15 protein-coding genes and 1 tRNA gene are annotated in these 16,574 nt (G+C 55.4%); 7 read left to right on the top strand and 9 right to left on the bottom strand.

Annotated elements, in window-relative coordinates:
* Window positions 1-151: 151 nt before the first annotated feature.
* Entirely contained in the window at window positions 152-1,348 is a 1,197-nt protein-coding gene (locus CE636_RS08060) for a CynX/NimT family MFS transporter (RefSeq protein WP_017899497.1), read from the bottom strand.
* Window positions 1,345-1,803 carry a nucleoside deaminase gene (locus CE636_RS08055; protein ID WP_004202034.1) on the bottom strand — a complete coding sequence of 153 codons (459 nt, stop codon included), beginning with the start codon at window positions 1,801-1,803 and terminating at the stop codon, window positions 1,345-1,347. Before CE636_RS08055 ends, CE636_RS08060 begins: the two co-directional genes overlap by 4 nt.
* 132 nt (window positions 1,804-1,935) lie before the next feature.
* Here CE636_RS08055 and cynR point away from each other — a divergent pair, with 132 nt between their 5' ends.
* Entirely contained in the window at window positions 1,936-2,844 is a 909-nt protein-coding gene (gene cynR / locus CE636_RS08050; RefSeq protein ID WP_017899498.1) for a transcriptional regulator CynR, read from the top strand.
* 30 nt (window positions 2,845-2,874) lie between these two features.
* Here the strand turns inward: cynR and CE636_RS08045 are convergent, their stop codons facing one another.
* The 5 genes from CE636_RS08045 to CE636_RS08025 form a co-directional block, all read right to left on the bottom strand.
* Window positions 2,875-3,735: a hypothetical protein gene (locus tag CE636_RS08045; RefSeq protein WP_025999167.1), complete on the bottom strand. Its 861-nt coding sequence runs from the start codon at window positions 3,733-3,735 to the stop codon at window positions 2,875-2,877.
* Between the two features lie 363 nt (window positions 3,736-4,098).
* On the bottom strand, window positions 4,099-4,581 hold the full coding sequence (locus CE636_RS08040; protein ID WP_004202038.1) for a WbuC family cupin fold metalloprotein: 483 nt from the start codon (window positions 4,579-4,581) through the stop codon (window positions 4,099-4,101).
* A 118-nt stretch (window positions 4,582-4,699) separates the two neighbouring features.
* Entirely contained in the window at window positions 4,700-6,037 is a 1,338-nt protein-coding gene (locus tag CE636_RS08035; protein WP_017899500.1) for a sensor domain-containing diguanylate cyclase, read from the bottom strand.
* A gap of 363 nt (window positions 6,038-6,400) precedes the next feature.
* Window positions 6,401-6,475, bottom strand: a tRNA-Arg gene (locus tag CE636_RS08030).
* 89 nt (window positions 6,476-6,564) lie between these two features.
* The gene (locus CE636_RS08025; RefSeq protein WP_017899501.1) at window positions 6,565-7,494 is read right to left on the bottom strand and encodes a formate/nitrite transporter family protein; all 930 of its coding nucleotides are present in this window, start codon (window positions 7,492-7,494) and stop codon (window positions 6,565-6,567) included.
* 289 nt (window positions 7,495-7,783) lie between these two features.
* On the opposite strand from CE636_RS08025, the gene mlaA reads away from it, so the two are divergent.
* On the top strand, window positions 7,784-8,545 hold the full coding sequence (mlaA, locus tag CE636_RS08020; protein ID WP_004201799.1) for a phospholipid-binding lipoprotein MlaA: 762 nt from the start codon (window positions 7,784-7,786) through the stop codon (window positions 8,543-8,545).
* Window positions 8,546-8,604: 59 nt separating this feature from the next.
* Here mlaA and fadL read toward each other — a convergent pair whose 3' ends face one another.
* The gene (gene fadL, locus CE636_RS08015; RefSeq protein ID WP_004201798.1) at window positions 8,605-9,927 is read right to left on the bottom strand and encodes a long-chain fatty acid transporter FadL; all 1,323 of its coding nucleotides are present in this window, start codon (window positions 9,925-9,927) and stop codon (window positions 8,605-8,607) included.
* Between the two features lie 373 nt (window positions 9,928-10,300).
* Here fadL and CE636_RS08010 point away from each other — a divergent pair, with 373 nt between their 5' ends.
* The 4 genes from CE636_RS08010 (at window position 10,301) to sixA (ending at window position 14,893) form a co-directional block, all read left to right on the top strand.
* Window positions 10,301-10,585: a YfcZ/YiiS family protein gene (locus CE636_RS08010; RefSeq protein ID WP_004201797.1), complete on the top strand. Its 285-nt coding sequence runs from the start codon at window positions 10,301-10,303 to the stop codon at window positions 10,583-10,585.
* A 158-nt stretch (window positions 10,586-10,743) separates the two neighbouring features.
* On the top strand, window positions 10,744-12,054 hold the full coding sequence (gene fadI, locus CE636_RS08005; RefSeq protein ID WP_017899503.1) for an acetyl-CoA C-acyltransferase FadI: 1,311 nt from the start codon (window positions 10,744-10,746) through the stop codon (window positions 12,052-12,054).
* Entirely contained in the window at window positions 12,054-14,198 is a 2,145-nt protein-coding gene (gene fadJ, locus CE636_RS08000; RefSeq protein ID WP_004201795.1) for a fatty acid oxidation complex subunit alpha FadJ, read from the top strand. Before fadI ends, fadJ begins: the two co-directional genes overlap by 1 nt.
* Before the next feature lie 209 nt (window positions 14,199-14,407).
* On the top strand, window positions 14,408-14,893 hold the full coding sequence (gene sixA / locus CE636_RS07995) for a phosphohistidine phosphatase SixA (protein WP_004201794.1): 486 nt from the start codon (window positions 14,408-14,410) through the stop codon (window positions 14,891-14,893).
* 18 nt (window positions 14,894-14,911) lie between these two features.
* Here sixA and smrB read toward each other — a convergent pair whose 3' ends face one another.
* Entirely contained in the window at window positions 14,912-15,463 is a 552-nt protein-coding gene (smrB, locus tag CE636_RS07990) for an endonuclease SmrB (RefSeq protein WP_017899504.1), read from the bottom strand.
* Between the two features lie 167 nt (window positions 15,464-15,630).
* Here smrB and prmB point away from each other — a divergent pair, with 167 nt between their 5' ends.
* The gene (prmB, locus tag CE636_RS07985) at window positions 15,631-16,563 is read left to right on the top strand and encodes a 50S ribosomal protein L3 N(5)-glutamine methyltransferase (protein WP_025999168.1); all 933 of its coding nucleotides are present in this window, start codon (window positions 15,631-15,633) and stop codon (window positions 16,561-16,563) included.
* Window positions 16,564-16,574: the final 11 nt, after the last annotated feature.

Here is a 16,574-nt window from a genome sequence, read left to right as displayed (position 1 = left end):
ACTTACGAGTGTCGTGATTCGGCGACACATTAATTTCGCCCGGTAATAAATTTAGCGCCAGCGACGCTACCAAAACGGGTTTCTCGTTAGTGAGATTAGCGGGGCTAGTCAGGCTTGGCGCGCGGCATTCAGGTTGCCACGCGCCGCCGGTTTAATGCAGATCAGAGGCGCGCTGTCGCCACTCGGCCGGGTAGTGCGCTGGGATAAAGCGCAGCGTGAGCGCCATGAGTAACAGGACACAAAGCGCATGCCAGGACCAGTCAAGGGTGTAGTTCCCGCTCAGGCTACGCAGCAGGCCGGAAAGCCAGGGCGACAGGCCGGCGATGATAAATCCGATACCTTGCATAAAGGCTACCAGCCGGCCGGCCACCGTCGGTTGCCCGGCGTGATCGAGGGCCAGCACCAGGCACAGGGGAAACGCGCCGCCCAGACCCACGCCGCAGGCGAGGGCCCAAAGCGCTGGGAAGTGCTGCGGCAGCCAGATGAAGCCGCAGAACCCAATCAGCTGTAGCGCCAGAGCAAGCAGCAGAAGCTGGCGCCGGTCATCCTGGCGAGCCAGCGCCGGCAGCAGCAGCGCGCCTGCGGTTTGCCCAACCGTCAGCAGCGCCAGCAGCGAGCCGCTGTACTGGGCGCTGTCGCCAAGCTGCATATAGTAGGGCGGCAGCCAGGCGATTAGACTGGCGTAGCCGGCGTTGATCAGTCCGAAATAGAGTCCCAGCGTCCAGGCGCGGCGCTGGCCAATAATCGCCACCCGGGGCGCGGCGCTGGTCTGATGCGGGGCGCGGGGCAGGTGCCGACAAATCGCCAGCCAGCTGAACAGGGCGAGGAGGGCGGGGAGCGCCCACCAGGCCAGCGCATCCCGCCATGCTGTGCAATGCGACGCCAGCCATGGCGTAAACGCGGCGCCTAACCCGCCACCGCCCATTAGCGCCGCTGACCATAGCCCCATCACCAGCGGCGTCCGGCGGGCGAACAAGCGCTTAATTACCGCCGGGATGGCAGCCTGGATTATGCCGATGCCAACGCCTCCGGCCAGGGCGCTGGTGAGCAGTAGGCCGCTATTCGGAGCGATTTCCCGCAGCAGGGCGCCCGCCGCGATAATCAGCAGACTTAGCGCAATGCTACGGTTTTGACCGACATAACGATCGACCGAACCGGCGGCCAGCGCCAGCACGCCCATCGCTATCACCGGCAGGGCGGTCAGTAGCGCGGCCAGGGTATAGCTCATCCCGCTGGCGGCGCGGATCTCCGGAAGTAAAGGGCCGATGGAGGTGAGCAGCGGTCGCATATTTATGCCGATCAGCACCAGGATCCCCAGCGTCAGATTCTGTCGCAACACGGCTTTCATGGCTGCTGTTCCGCCCACCGCTGATAAACTGCCAGCCCCTCCGGCTGCGGGCGATGATGGATCGGCAACGTCTGCTGCGCCAGCGGCTGCTGCAACTGCTGATAAATCGCGGCGGTAGATAGCTGGAAAGGTTCTCCGTCCTGATTGCTGTTGGCGAAAAACACTTCCCGCACGCCGGTTAAATAGAGGGCGCTAAGACACATCGGGCAAGGTTGTCCGCTGGCGTAGATAACGCATTCGCGCAGAACCTCGCTCCCCAGCCTGGCGGCAATATCGCGGACGGCATTCAGTTCGGCATGCGCCGTTGGGTCGCCGCTTAGATGAAAGGTATTGACGGCTTCGGCGACAACCTCGTCATGGCGCACCAGCACGGCGCCAAAGGGACGACCGCCGTGGCTGATGTTGTGGTTTGCCAGCGTTAGGGCGCGCTGGAGATAGCGATCGTGAGCGGACATAGTCACTCCTGCATAAGATGATGTTCAGGGAAAAAAAGGCAACGGGTCGTGCGTAGAGGGTACGTAACTTGTTTCATAAGTTAAAAGACTTATTTATGATTAACCCTAGTTGAATTACTTATAGGTAAGCGGATGCTCCTGCGCCATCTTTCCTACTTTATCGCCGTGGCAGAACACCGTGGCTTTACTCGCGCCGCCGCGGCGCTGCACGTCTCCCAGCCTGCGCTGTCACAGCAGATCCGCCAGCTTGAAGCCATGCTGGAGGTTCAGCTTTTCGACCGTTCTGGCCGTTATACCCGGTTAACCGATGCCGGAGAGATCTGGCTGGAGTATGCTCGCCGGGCGTTACGCGATCTTGAGGAAGGGCGGCGCGCTCTGCATGACGCTGAGGATCTGCAGCGTGGCAAACTCCGCATTGCCATGACGCCGACCTTCACCACCTATATGCTGGGACCGCTGGTGGAAAACTACTATCGACGCTACCCCGGAGTGAAATTGCTGATTCAGGAGATGAACCAGGAGCGCATGGAAACGATGTTGCTGCAGGATGAACTGGATGTCGGCATTGCCTTTGACGAAAGCCGTTCCCGGGATATTGTCGTTCATCCGCTGCTGACGGAAACCCTCGCGTTGGTGGTGAGCCGCAGTCATCCTCTGGCCAGAGAGAACGCGCTCCGGCTGCAGGCGCTCGACGCGCAGCCGCTGATTTTACTGAGCAGCGAGTTTGCCACCCGGGAGCAGATCGATCGTTATTGCCGTCGTCATCGGCTCGAACCTGACGTGCGGATGGAGGCCAACTCTATCGGCGCCGTTATGTCGGTCATTCGGCGCACGCCCCTTGCGACACTGCTGCCGGCGGCGATCGCCGGGCAGTTTGATGATGTAGTGGCTATTGAGCTCGAACCTGCGCTGCTGCAGCGAACGGCCTGTTTGCTACAGCGCAGGGATGCATGGCAGAGCGCCGCGGCACGCGAATTTATCGCCCTGGCGCGGGAGATTGCGCTAACGCTTGAGCAGGAAAACCGCCTGCCTCCTGCCTGACGGCCTGCGTCGCTCGGCGGCGAGCCTGGACTAACGGTGGGTTGCGCTGCTGAAGTCGGCCTCATTGGGCAGGACATCCTCTCTCAGCATGACTTCCTCCTTAAGCCTTTCCAGCACGTGATGAAAGAGCTGGGTCTTGTCTGGCTCAGCCATCTTCTGCAATTTCACATTAAATAAAGTATGGGACTGAATTAGATCGTGGATAAATTCCAGCAGTACCTCACTTTGCGGAAGGGAGGTTAATTCCTGATGGATATAACCGGTTTGTTGCCGTAGCGGATTTTTTGTGACATCCATCGGTCGGGCGCTAATGCTATGGGCAAATATTTTCTCAATTGCCTGACTGGTAATATAGAGCCGGTTCAATGACAGGGTGGGGTTTTCTGCCTCCTGCGGAATGAAGTGACAATATACAAACGGTTTCTCAGGCAGCATCATGCTGAGCCTGTTTTCATGATGAATATCGTCAGGCGCCTCCAGTAACGCCATTAAATTCCGGCTGTGCGGATGCCAGAGTCCTGACGCAGTGACCTTGACGTTGAACTGCGTGACGGTATTCCCGCGCAGGGTTTCCATGACGGGAATATCGCCATCAAGCCGCAGAATGCTATGGATATGAGAGTGTGGCGACAAGAAGGTCTCCACCGTCTCCGATGAATTGAGTGGATTAAATGTGCTGGTTACTTCTTTTTCCTGATGAGAAAGGACGGCGAGTTTTAATGTTCCCCGCGTCGGGTTAAGCTTCAGGCATAGATTGATCGCGCCGATATCATGCCAGTGAAGAATGTCTTCAATTTCGCAGTTTAATAATTTTTGCGCCCGGGGGAGAGAGCAATACTCCATTGGCGGTAAATTATTTAATTTCCAGATATTCCGTTCTGTTATATTCATAAGTTTTTTTGTTGCTAAAAAATAGCGGTTAGTATTGGGCGTAATCATCTAACAGCCACGTTTTATTGCCTGGACTCCCTGACCTGATTAATGAAACGCATTCACGTAGAGAATATTATATCGATAAGTTGATTATTCTTATTGTTACGTCAGATATTAACTTGACTGCGTTATCCTATCATTTATTTCGCTCGAGAAAAATAGTTTGCTTAGCGCCTGAATACAACACTTTTTTGTTATTTTTATTAATGACTCCGACGAGGGCGAACGCAGCATGAGGAGTACGCGGCTCTGGAGACAAATGCCGCGACGACCGGGATAACGCAAACGGATGCTCGCAGCATCCGTTTGCAGCGGCCAGGCTTACTGCGACACAGAGGGATAGCGATCCCCCGGCTGCGCGATGGCATACCAGGCCATCATCTCTGCGGTACCCGGCTGACCTTCGGCTGGCGCCCAGTCCATGGTGTCGATTTCAGCAAGCGGTTGATAAGCGCCTTGTTTGACTTCAAATACCATTCCTCCTGCGTCAAGTGAGAGCACCGTATGCCAGGTGCCGGGCTCCATTTCCAGGGCCGTGCAGGTTTCACCCAGCACCACCCGGTTAGTAATCACGCCATGGTCATCAAAATTTAGCACCACAAAGCGGCCTTTCAGCGGCAGCAAAAGTTCAAAAGTATGTCGGTGCCGGTGCGGGCGGATATAGGTGCCGGGTTCCATAGCGATAGCCAGGCGCTGCACCGGATCGCTCAGCTCAGGGTGAAAATTGCGATGGGCACGTAAGCGCGGGGAAGTGGTTGCCGCTTCGCTCTGCTGCTGCATATCGCTAAGGGTGATCTGTTTCATACCAACGCCTGGCTCCTTTGTTGTCCAGAGAGTGTTGAATCGGCAGGGCGGCAGGTTGACGCCCAGGCCACGCCATATTGTACGCAGAAAGCGTGTTGCTGTCGGTTAATTGTCGAGGCTATCGAGTACAGGAGGACTTCTGCCAGGCAACCACACAATTCCTTCCTGCTTTTTTTGCCTGGTACAGGGCGTCGTCGGCGCGGTTAAGTAATTCAGTCTCTACAGTTTTAGGATCCTCCGTAGTGGCAAGGCCGATACTGATCGTGACGCTCTCGGGGAGTTTAACCCTGCTGCTGACGTCGCCTGGGGAGATAATAGCCTGGCGAATCCGCTCAGCGATGAGTTGCGCCTGCTGTTGGCCGACGTCAGGCAGTAATAGTGCAAATTCCTCGCCGCCTGTTCTGGCCACAATATCATCTCTTCGAACCTGATCCTGAAGAACCCAGGCTACATACTGAATAACAAGATCTCCCTGAAAGTGGCCATATTTGTCATTTATGCGTTTGAAATGATCGATGTCGCATAACAAGATAGACAATGGTTTTTGCACAGAGACCCGTTGCATTTTTTTTGTCAGCGCAAGGTAAAAATAGCGACGGTTGTACAGCTGCGTCAGATAATCACGAATCGAGTTCTGATAGGCATTCTCATATTTATTGTTGGATAATTGATAAAGCTTAAACGCATTAAGGAAAATAATAATAATAAAGATCAGGGTGCCCAGCGTTTCGAAAAGCCTCGCTTTATACCATGTGTTTTCGCTAGCGACATCTGCGGTTGTTAAGAAAGAGAAGGTTAAGATATAAACGAAGCAGTAAAAATAGATTCCTGTCCAGAATATATTTCTGAAGCGGGTTAATGCAATCGTCGTGAAAAAGAGGAGCGTCCACATGTAAACCATTATATTACTGGCTAAGCGAATCGTTGGTTCATACAAGTGCGTTGAGGAAAATCCAACAATCAGGACGATAGCTAAAGTAAGGCTTATGCAGGCAAAGGTAATAATAATGTGATTATGGGAGGCCAGCAGGCGATGAGAACGAAATCTGTATACTAATGCCGCGGTGATGATTTGGGTGAGTGTTAAGGCGTTGCGGTAAAAGTAATACCGCAGAATTTCATTGTATGAGATTGAGTCGTTGAGATTGCAATAAAACAGTTTGCTGTAATTATGTAACGCAAGAATCATCATTATGGCAGAGCCAATAAAGGCACAGGCTACTGGTATGAGAAACAGACAGCGTTTATCACTTAAGTATTTTAAAGCGATAGTTATTGATATTAAAAAGTAAAATATCAGAATAATAAGGGTCATGCCGTAAAACAACAACGGCGCCGGGGTCGTTATCGTGTTAATGTAGGTTGTGGTAAAATTAATTAAGCAAAATAGCGCCAGTATAGATACAATAAAAAACAACGGTGTCCGGAGCGTTGATGAGGCTGAAGGCCTGTTCATTAGGTCATACCTGTCAGGGTAAGAAAACTATGTTGTTATGATCGTGAATATCAATATTGTGAATGACGGTGAGGAGGGAGTAGTATGCTTTTCGTGCGGTTGCTGCTGACGATATCATTACGTTTTACAACTCGTCTTTTCCTGTGAGTCTTTCATTTTATTTGTAAAATGATCACTGGTGTTTTCCTCTTTTTAAAAAGAGGAATGGCGCAACGGGTTTTATATCTATAAATAAATCACTTTGTGCGTTAACAGGGAGGGGCATTGATGATCAGGTCGGTACTAGCTTGAGTGAACTATCTACCGGAGCTGCAGAAAAATCATCAAAAATCGCCGTGGATCCGACATAAAACAGGAGGGTCATGGTGTCCCCTGCAGGAATCGAACCTGCAACTAGCCCTTAGGAGGGGCTCGTTATATCCATTTAACTAAGGGGACAAGGCGGCACGAGTATAGCGTTTTTCGCCCGCCTGAGTAAGTGCCATACCGTCTGACTGCTTAAACCCTCGCCATTCTGAGCGCTTTTTTTATGCCCGGTCGGCGTTTTTGGCTTTTCCGGCGGCCTGCGCGCGGGCTTCTGCTTTTCGCTTGTTGCTCATGTCGTTACGGATCTGCGCATGGCTCAACAGCGCGAAGATGAAGGTTCCGCCGCAGATATTTCCCGCCAGCGTCGGCAGGGCGAACGGCCAGATGAAGTCGCTCCAGGGCAGGCTTCCGTTAAATACCAGATAGAGGATCTCTACCGAGCCCACCACGATATGGGTGGTATCCGCCAGGGCGATAAGCCAGGTCATCAGAATGATCACCACGATCTTGGCGGCGCCGGCAAGGGGAAACATCCAGACCATGGTGGCGACCAGCCAGCCGGAAATAATCGCATTGGCGAACATCTCCGTCGGGCTGTTTTTCATCACATCTTCAGCGATGCTGACGAAGGCCTGGCGGGTCGGCTCATCAACAACAGGCATATAATTGAAGGCCCATGCGGCCACCGCGGTGCCGATGAGATTGCCCGCCAGTACCACCGACCATAGCCGCATCAGCAAACCGACGTTTCCGGGGGTGGGATTGTGCATCACCGGCAGTACGGCGGTGACCGTGTTTTCCGTGAACAGCTGCTGGCGGGCCATAATCACGATAATAAAGCCGAAGGTATACCCGAGGTTCTCGAGTAAAAATCCGCCAGGGATCCCCTCCAGCTTGACGTGAAAAATCCCTTTCGCCAGCAGGGAGGCGCCCATCGACAGACCGGCTGCAATCGCCGACCACAGCAGGGCCAGCGCATCGCGCTCCATCTCTTTTTCCCCTTCCTGGCGAATATGTTCATGGATCGCCATCGCCCGAGAGGGAAGGCGATCTTCGTCAACTTCTATCTCTTCACCTCGCTGTTTTTCTTCACTTTCGACCTCGCGTTCGTCATCCGCAGGCTTTAATTTGTTATCGTCTGGTTCATCCATTTCACGGCCCTCGCTGACAAGTTATCTAGTTAAAGCGTAGCGGCTTTCCCTGGCGACTGGCTGGGGATACTCTTAAATCGCAAAAATGGTTACGCCAGATTTTTATCGCTCCGCTAGAATAGGAGCCCCGCGATCTCGTTATTCCCAGGCTATGATCAAATCAACAACTTGGGTGATATAGACATCGTTCAACGTGCTGTTACAATCGCTCACATCTTTACGGGCGGAAACGTTGTCTTTCCGTCATGGATGGCAACTCGCGATAGCCATAAAAACCAGGGAGACATCTATGAATTATCGCCTGTCGGCGCTTGCGCTTGGCGCCACATTGCTGGTGGGATGTGCCAGTTCCAGCTCTGGCGATCAGCCGCAGGGGCGCTCAGACCCGTTAGAAGGGTTTAACCGCACGATGTTCAATTTCAACTTTAACGTGGTTGATCCTTACGTGCTTCGTCCCGTCGCGGTGGCATGGCGTGACTATGTTCCGCAGCCGGCGCGCAATGGCTTAAGTAACTTCACCAGCAACCTGGAAGAGCCGGCGGTGATGGTGAACTCCTTCCTGCAGGGCGACCCCTATAAAGGAATGGTCCACTTTACCCGCTTCTTCCTGAACACCATCCTCGGGATGGGGGGGCTGATCGATGTCGCCGGGATGGCTAATCCGCAGCTGCAGCGCGTTGAACCGCATCGTTTCGGCAGCACGCTTGGCCACTATGGCGTCGGCTATGGTCCGTATGTGCAACTGCCATTCTACGGCAGCTTTACCCTGCGCGACGAAGGCGGCGATATGGCCGATGGCCTCTATCCGGTGCTCTCCTGGCTGACCTGGCCGATGTCGATCGGCAAATGGGCGGTGGAAGGCATTGAAACACGCGCTCAGCTGCTGGATTCCGACGGTCTGCTGCGCCAGTCTTCCGATCCTTACATTATGGTGCGTGAAGCTTACTTCCAGCGTCATGACTTTATCGCCAACGGCGGTAAGCTGACCCCGGCGGACAATCCGAACGCCCAGGCCATTCAGGATGAACTGAAAGATATCGATTCACAGTAATCGGCAAAGAAAAAAAAGGGTGAACATGATGTTCACCCTTTTTTGTTGTGTGCCGCTTATCAGAAGCGGTAGTTGAAGTTGGCGCCGTACAGCCAGGCGGTCCCTTCGGAGCGGAAGGTATACGGGCCTTCCTTGATTTCAACATGCTGCCCGTGCATATAGGAAATCCCGACGTCAACCGACGCATCCTTGTTGAACGCGTAGGTGGTACCCGCGCTCAGCCACAGGCGATCCTGATCCGGAATGGAAATGGAGCGATTGTTGGCTGGTACCGGGCTGTCATCGAAGGCGATACCGGTGCGGAAGGTCCAGTTATCGTCATAATAATAGGTGGTCCCCAACGCAAGTCGGTAGGCGTCCTTAAAGCCTTCCTCTTTATAGAACAGCGTCTGGCCGTTGCTGCCGGTGGCTTTCAGCTCCTGGAACTGACTCCAGCTGGTGTAGGTCAGACTGTAGTGGACCGCCCACTGCGGCGCTACGCGGTTATAACCCGACAGCTCCCACATTTCCGGCAGGTTAAGGGTCAGTGAACCGTCGGTGGTTTGGCCATTCGTACCTGCTGGCAGACCGAAGTTGCCGAGGATCTGGTTATAGGCTGCCGGCAGGCTGCTGCGGTAGTTACCGTCGAAGTCGATCTTGACCTCGGAACGGTAGGTTAAACCGTAGCGGTTATTTTTATCCAGCTCGTAGAGGATACCGGCGTTCCAGCCAAAGCCCCAGGCGTTGCCGTTAAGATGGGCGATCTGCGTGTCGGCCGGGATCTTCGCTACCTGGCCCGCCAGCGCCGGCGGCAGCGCGCCCGAGCCAGCGACAATCTGCCCCAGATCGCCAGCATAGCGCTCGATCTTCGCCTTAGCGTAGACCGCGTCAAAGCCTAAGCCGAAGCTCCAGTTGCTGTCGAGACGGTAGGCGCCGCTCAGGTTAAAGTTCGCGGTGGTCAGGTCGGTTTTCCCGCCCATGCTGCCGGCGGCATAGTCATCGTTGTATTCGGTTGCCAGGCCGTAGTTGGAGGTGATGGACGCCCCCCAACCAAACTGATCGTTAATCGGCGCGACAAAGTGGAAGTTAGGTACCCACGCCGTCGGGGCGATATTGTCCGCATTCAGGCTTTTGCCGGTGGGTGAAGTCCCGGAGACATTGACGCCCGGGTCGACAAAAACGGCGCCCGCCGACATGGTCGGACGGTCAAACATCATAATTAATGCCGGGTTACGACTGGCATTGCCTGCATCGTCTGCGATAGCCCCTTCACCGGAATAGGCCCGACCCAGCCCTGATGAAGAGAATTCGTTGAGCTGGAAGCCTGCTGACCAGGCCTGGGTGGAAACAAGTGCGACAGCCACTGCAAGGGCAGATTGGGTAAAGCGGGTTTTCTGGCTCATGCCCATAACCTCATTGAGTTATTTTTTTTTAAACTATGTTACATGCCGTAACAGAAGCGCGGAAGTGTAGGGTCTGCGGTACAACAGAGAAATCAGACCAGTGCGCTGAGTATAGGTCTGACCAGATGAGTTGTTGCAAGTTTGTTTATGAAGTTTTTCAATTGTGATAACAGAAACGCGATCCAGCTGGCAAAATTGTCGGGGGGAAGGAGAGAGAGAAAAGGTGATTTTTGTTTTAGATCATTTTTAAGTGTGATTTCTGTCACTTAACGCCGCGATGGCGATTATCGGCTGGAGGCAGACCAGGGAGCGGGCGTAAAATAGGCACATAAATTGTCTGGCACCGCAGGTGCATATCCAGAGGAAATCTACGATGAGTAAATGTAGCGCTGATGAAACCCCGGTTTGCTGCTGTATGGATGTTGGGACCATTGTCGACAACACCGACTGCACCGCCTCATACAGCCGCGTATTCGCCAACCGTGCGGAAGCAGAGCAAATGCTCGCCGCGCTGAGCGAAAAAGCCCGCAGTGTGGAATCTGAACCGTGCAAGATTAATCCCGTCTTCGCCGACGTTGACGGCGGCGTACAGCTGGATATCGATTTTGTGTTTAGCTGTGAGGCCGAATCCCTGATCTTCCAGTTGGGTCTGCGTTAATCCCTCCGCTTAACGCCCCGTGAAAGGGGCGTTATCTTTTCCGTTCAATGTGTTTTGGCTCGCAATTTTTCGCTTCCCCGATTGGCTTAATGTAAAAAATTAGTTAACAATGCTATCAGGTCAGACCACTTGTTTGTCTTGGTTAACAGGGGAGAGTTATGAGTCAGGCATTACCGCTTATCACCCGGCAGGGCGATCGCATTGCCATTGTCACAGGGTTACGCACGCCGTTTGCGCGTCAGGCGACGGCATTTCATGGCATTCCCGCCGTTGATTTAGGAAAAATGGTGGTTGGCGAAATGCTGGCGCGCAGCGACATTCCTGCGCAAGCCATTGAGCAACTGGTCTTTGGTCAGGTCGTGCAGATGCCGGAGGCGCCGAATATCGCCCGGGAAATTGTGCTCGGTACCGGAATGAGCGTGCACACCGACGCTTACAGCGTCAGTCGCGCCTGCGCCACCAGCTTCCAGGCCGTGGCGAATGTCGCCGAAAGCCTGATGGCCGGCACCATCCGCGCCGGTATCGCCGGCGGTGCCGACTCCTCCTCTGTGTTGCCTATCGGCGTCAGCAAAACGCTGGCCCGCGCGCTGGTAGATGCGAACAAAGCCCGCACGCTGAGCCAGAAACTGAAGCTGTTTTCCCGCCTGCGGCCGCGCGACCTGCTGCCGGTTCCCCCGGCGGTTGCTGAATATTCAACCGGCTTACGGATGGGCGATACCGCCGAGCAGATGGCGAAAAGCTGGGGGATCACCCGGGAACAACAGGATGCGCTGGCACATCGTTCACACCAGCTGGCAGCGAAAGCCTGGGAGGAGGGCAAGCTGTCCGCAGAGGTGATGACCGCCTATGCTTCTCCCTTCCGCGAACCGCTGGAGCAGGATAACAATATCCGTAAAAATTCAACCCTCGCGGATTACCAAAAGTTACGTCCGGCCTTCGACCGTAAACATGGCACCGTTACCGCCGCCAACAGCACGCCGCTGACGGATGGCGCGGCGGCGGTGATCCTGATGACCGAGTCGCGGGCCAAAGAGCTGGGTCTGACGCCGTTGGGTTATCTGCGCAGCTATGCCTTTACCGCCATCGATGTCTGGCAGGATATGCTGCTGGGGCCCGCATGGTCCACGCCGCTGGCGCTGGAGCGCGCTGGCCTGACGCTGGCGGATCTCACGCTTATCGATATGCACGAAGCTTTCGCCGCGCAGACGCTGGCCAATCTCCAGTGTCTGGCAAGCGACCGTTTTTCCCGCGAGGTGCTGGGCCGCGCGCAGGCCACCGGTGAGGTGGATGAGAGTAAATTTAACGTCCTCGGCGGCTCTATCGCCTACGGTCACCCCTTTGCCGCCACCGGCGCGCGGATGATCACCCAGACGCTGCATGAGCTGCGGCGACGGGGAGGGGGATTTGGTCTGGTGACGGCCTGCGCGGCAGGCGGTCTGGGCGCGGCGATGATTGTGGAGGCTGAATAATGGATACTGTTTCCGCTTTTAAGCTTGAGGTCCGTGAGGACAAAATCGCGGTGATCACCATTGATGCTCCGGGTGAAAAAATGAATACCCTGAAGGCCGAGTTCGGCAATCAGGTGCGGGGACTGATACGCCAGATACGCGACGATAAGTCGGTGCGCGGCGTGGTATTTATCTCCGCCAAAGCCGATAACTTTATCGCCGGCGCAGACATCAACATGATTGCCCGCTGCCGCAGCGCGCAGGAGGCGGAAGCGCTGGCGCGCCAGGGGCAGCAAATTATGGCCGAAATCCATGGCTTGTCGATTCCGGTCATTGCCGCCATCCATGGCGCCTGTCTGGGCGGCGGACTGGAGCTGGCGCTGGCCTGCCATGGCCGCATCTGTAGCGATGATGAAAAAACCCGACTCGGGTTGCCGGAGGTACAGCTTGGTCTGCTGCCGGGTTCCGGTGGGACGCAGCGTTTACCGCGGTTAATCGGCGTCAGCACGGCGCTGGATATGATGCTCACCGGCAGGCAATTACGGCCGCGCCAGGCGCTGAAGGCCGGTCTGGTGGACGAGGTGGTGCCGCAGACAATTTTACTGCAGGCGGCGGTGGAGCTGGCGCTGAAGGGACGTCCGACCAGCCGCGAGGTGCCGGTTCGCGAACGCGTGCTGGCGGGCCCCCTCGGTCGCCATCTGTTATTTCAGTACGTCGGCAAGCAAACGCAGCGCAAGACCCAGGGCAACTACCCGGCGGTGAAGCGAATTTTGCAGGTCGTCGAGAATGGTCTGGCCCACGGCTGCAGCAGCGGTTACGCCGAAGAGGCCCGCGCGTTTGGCGAACTGGCGATGACCCCGCAGTCGCAGGCGCTGCGATCGATCTTCTTTGCCAGTACCGATCTGAAAAAAGACCGTGGCGCCGAGGCGGAACCCGCTCCGCTGAGAAGCGTTGCAGTACTGGGCGGCGGCCTGATGGGCGGGGGGATCGCCTATGTGACCGCCTGTAAAGGCGGACTGCCGGTGCGAATTAAAGATATTCAGCCGAGCGGGATCAACCACGCCTTAAAGTACAGCTGGGATCTGCTGAACAAACAGGTTCGCCAGCGCCGACTGCGCCCCAGCGAGCGCGATCGTCAGCTGGCGCTGATCACCGGCACTACCGACTATCAGGGCTTTGCCCATCGCGACGTGGTGATTGAGGCGGTATTCGAAGACCTGGCGCTGAAACAGCGGATGGTCAGTGAAGTGGAGCAAAACGGCGGGCCGCAGACTATCTTTGCCTCGAATACGTCGTCGTTACCAATAGGCGATATAGCCGCCCATGCCAGCCACCCTGAGCGGGTGGTCGGCCTGCACTTTTTCAGTCCGGTGGAGAAAATGCCGCTGGTTGAGGTGATCCCGCATAAGGGAACCGATCCGCAGACCATTGCCACGGTGGTGCAACTGGCTAAACGTCAGGGGAAAACGCCGATCGTCGTGGCGGACAAAGCGGGCTTCTATGTGAACCGCATTCTCGCGCCGTATATAAATGAAGCGATGCGTCTGCTGGTGGAGGGAGAACCGGTTGAGGTGATTGATAAGGCCCTGGTGAAATTCGGTTTTCCGGTGGGACCGGTTCAACTGCTGGATGAGGTGGGTATCGATACCGGCACCAAAATTATTCCCGTACTGGAGAATGCCTTTGGAGAACGTTTTAGCCCGCCTGCAAACATCATTGACGCGATTTTGAAGGACGATCGCAAAGGTAGAAAAAATAATCGTGGTTTCTATCTTTATGAGATAAAAGGGCGTAAAAGCAAAAAACGGCCCGACCCGGCAGTCTATCCGCTGCTGGGCATCGACCGCCCGCAGTCGCGGTTGTCCGCGCAGCAGGTGGCTGAGCGCTGTGTGATGCTGATGCTTAACGAGGCGGCGCGCTGCTTTGATGAGCAGATCATCCGTAGCGCGCGCGATGGTGATATCGGCGCCGTATTTGGTATAGGGTTTCCGCCATTTCTTGGCGGCCCGTTCCGGTATATGGATACTATCGGCGCGGGTGAAGTTGCCGCGATCCTGCAGCGCCTGGCCGCCCAGTACGGCCCACGTTTTACACCCTGTGACACTTTGTTACGCATGGCCGAACAGGGGACCACCTTTTGGCCAGCGGATGAACGGCTGACCTAAGTTGTGGTCAAAGAAGGTAAATCCGGCTGCGGATGACGCTGTTGATTGGCTGTTTTGTAAACAATCATTGACTATACTTACGCCATTGAGGTAAAAAACAGCGTTTCATTCGTTGAATGGATCAGGCACAATGCCCGGCCACCGGGTTGCCTGCGTATTGTCTTCGCAGGCTAAACTTCGGTGCTTCTGGTTAACAAAAGCGGTGCAATATGCAAGTTTTTATTATGCGTCACGGCGACGCTGCCCTCGATGCAGCCAGCGACTCGGTTCGTCCATTAACCGTATGCGGTTGTGATGAGTCTCGTCAGATGGCAACCTGGCTGAAAGGTCAAAAAGTGGATATTGAGCGCGTTCTTGTCAGTCCCTATCTGCGTGCGGAACAGACGCTGGATATTGTTGGGGAGTGCATGAACCTGCCGAAACATGTCGACGTGATGCCGGAACTCACGCCGTGCGGCGATGTAGGTATGGTGAGCGCCTATCTGCAGGCGCTGGCAAATGAAGGCGTGGCGACGGCGCTGGTCGTCTCCCACCTGCCGCTGGTGGGGTACCTCGTCTCAGAGCTGTGCCCGGGGGAAACGCCCCCTATGTTCACCACCTCGGCTATCGCCTGCGTCAATCTGGACGCCGACGGCAAGGGTGAATACCTCTGGCAGAAAAGCCCCTGCAACCTCAAAATGGCCAACGCCATCTGACGGCCCCGGAGCTCGCCGTCAAGGCAGCTCCGGTGGTTGCCACTCCTCGACCTCAATCAGAATCAGCAGTGCGGCGTCACCGCCGTACTCTTTTGGCGCCTGATGAAAAGCCATGATGTGTGGATGCTGCGCCAGCCACAGCGGGGTTTGCTGTTTGAGAATGTGCTTGCCGTGCCCGTGCATCACGCAGGCGCAAAACACATGCTCGCGGCGGCAGGCGGCAATCAGCGCGCCCAGTTCCTGTTTGGCCTGCTGCTGGGTGAGCCCATGCAAATCGAGAAACAGTTCCGGCGAATAATCCCCACGGCGCAGCTTTTTCAGCTCAAAATGGCTGACGTCGGCGCGGACATATTTCGTCGAGCCTTCGGTATTCAGTAGCGGCTGAAACTCATCGGAAAAATAGTGGCTGTTGTCGGCCTGTTCCTGCAACAGACGCTTAGGGGCAACCTCGGTGATTTTCTTGCGCTGCGGGCGGTGCACGATGGTGTCCTGTTTGATCTGCCGCGTGCCAGTCATCAGCTGACGGAACAGCGCCTGATCCTCCTCGCTAAGCGATGTCTTCTTTTTCATTGTCCGCTCTCATTAATACTTTGCGCTAGTTTACCCGACTCAATATCCCTTCGGGCAAGGAAAACCTGTTTTTTCCCCCGCCACCCCACGCAAGAATGCTGATTTATCGCCGTCTTCATGGCACACTAGCCGCCGAATTTATAGCAGAGTGTGCCCTGGAGGATGTCGTGGATAAAATTTTTGTTGATGAGGCAGTCAATGAGCTGCATACCATTCAGGACATGCTGCGCTGGGCGGTAAGCCGTTTCAGCGCTGCTAATATCTGGTACGGTCACGGGACTGACAACCCGTGGGACGAGGCGGTACAACTGGTGCTGCCTTCGCTGTATCTGCCGCTGGATATCCCGGAAGATATGCGCACTGCGCGCCTGACCTCCAGCGAGAAACACCGCATTGTAGAGCGGGTGATTCGCCGCGTGAACGAGCGTATTCCCGTCGCCTATCTGACCAACAAAGCGTGGTTCTGCGGCCATGAGTTTTACGTTGATGAGCGGGTGCTGGTGCCGCGCTCCCCGATCGGCGAACTGATCAATAACCAGTTTGCCGGTCTAATTAACCATAAGCCGCAGCATATCCTTGATATGTGCACCGGCAGCGGCTGCATCGCCATCGCCTGCGCCTATGCCTTCCCGGAAGCCGAAGTCGACGCCGTGGATATCTCCCCGGACGCGCTGGCCGTCGCCGAGCACAACGTGGAATCCCATGGCCTGATCCATCACGTGACCCCGATCCGTTCCGACCTGTTTCGCGATCTGCCGAAGCTACAGTACGATCTGATCGTCACTAATCCGCCGTATGTCGATGAAGAGGACATGGCCGACCTGCCGGAAGAGTATGAGCATGAGCCGGTACTGGGTCTGGCCTCCGGAAGCGATGGCCTGAAGCTGACGCGCCGCATCCTCGGCAATGCGCCGGATTATCTCAGCGACGACGGCATTCTGATTTGTGAAGTCGGTAACAGCATGGTACATCTGATGGAGCGATATCCGGACGTGCCGTTTACCTGGCTTGAGTTTGATAACGGCGGCGACGGCGTCTTTATGCTGACCAAACAACAGCTGATTGACGCTCGCGCGCACTTCGGTATTTATAAAGACTAAAAAAAACAACA

Source organism: Klebsiella sp. LY (assembly GCF_004010915.1).
Lineage (GTDB): Bacteria > Pseudomonadota > Gammaproteobacteria > Enterobacterales > Enterobacteriaceae > Klebsiella > Klebsiella quasipneumoniae.
This window is presented reverse-complemented; position numbering and strand designations above follow the sequence as displayed.

Excerpts from the sequence above, each read along its gene's own strand:
- CE636_RS08060 (WP_017899497.1), bottom strand. The coding sequence starts at position 1,348 with ATGAAAGCCGTGTTGCGACAGAATCTGACGCTGGGGATCCTGGTGCTG.
- CE636_RS08055 (WP_004202034.1), bottom strand. The coding sequence starts at position 1,803 with ATGTCCGCTCACGATCGCTATCTCCAGCGCGCCCTAACGCTGGCAAAC.
- cynR (WP_017899498.1), top strand. The coding sequence starts at position 1,936 with ATGCTCCTGCGCCATCTTTCCTACTTTATCGCCGTGGCAGAACACCGT.
- CE636_RS08045 (WP_025999167.1), bottom strand. The coding sequence starts at position 3,735 with ATGAATATAACAGAACGGAATATCTGGAAATTAAATAATTTACCGCCA.
- CE636_RS08040 (WP_004202038.1), bottom strand. The coding sequence starts at position 4,581 with ATGAAACAGATCACCCTTAGCGATATGCAGCAGCAGAGCGAAGCGGCA.
- CE636_RS08035 (WP_017899500.1), bottom strand. The coding sequence starts at position 6,037 with ATGAACAGGCCTTCAGCCTCATCAACGCTCCGGACACCGTTGTTTTTT.
- CE636_RS08025 (WP_017899501.1), bottom strand. The coding sequence starts at position 7,494 with ATGGATGAACCAGACGATAACAAATTAAAGCCTGCGGATGACGAACGC.
- mlaA (WP_004201799.1), top strand. The coding sequence starts at position 7,784 with ATGAATTATCGCCTGTCGGCGCTTGCGCTTGGCGCCACATTGCTGGTG.
- fadL (WP_004201798.1), bottom strand. The coding sequence starts at position 9,927 with ATGAGCCAGAAAACCCGCTTTACCCAATCTGCCCTTGCAGTGGCTGTC.
- CE636_RS08010 (WP_004201797.1), top strand. The coding sequence starts at position 10,301 with ATGAGTAAATGTAGCGCTGATGAAACCCCGGTTTGCTGCTGTATGGAT.
- fadI (WP_017899503.1), top strand. The coding sequence starts at position 10,744 with ATGAGTCAGGCATTACCGCTTATCACCCGGCAGGGCGATCGCATTGCC.
- fadJ (WP_004201795.1), top strand. The coding sequence starts at position 12,054 with ATGGATACTGTTTCCGCTTTTAAGCTTGAGGTCCGTGAGGACAAAATC.
- sixA (WP_004201794.1), top strand. The coding sequence starts at position 14,408 with ATGCAAGTTTTTATTATGCGTCACGGCGACGCTGCCCTCGATGCAGCC.
- smrB (WP_017899504.1), bottom strand. The coding sequence starts at position 15,463 with ATGAAAAAGAAGACATCGCTTAGCGAGGAGGATCAGGCGCTGTTCCGT.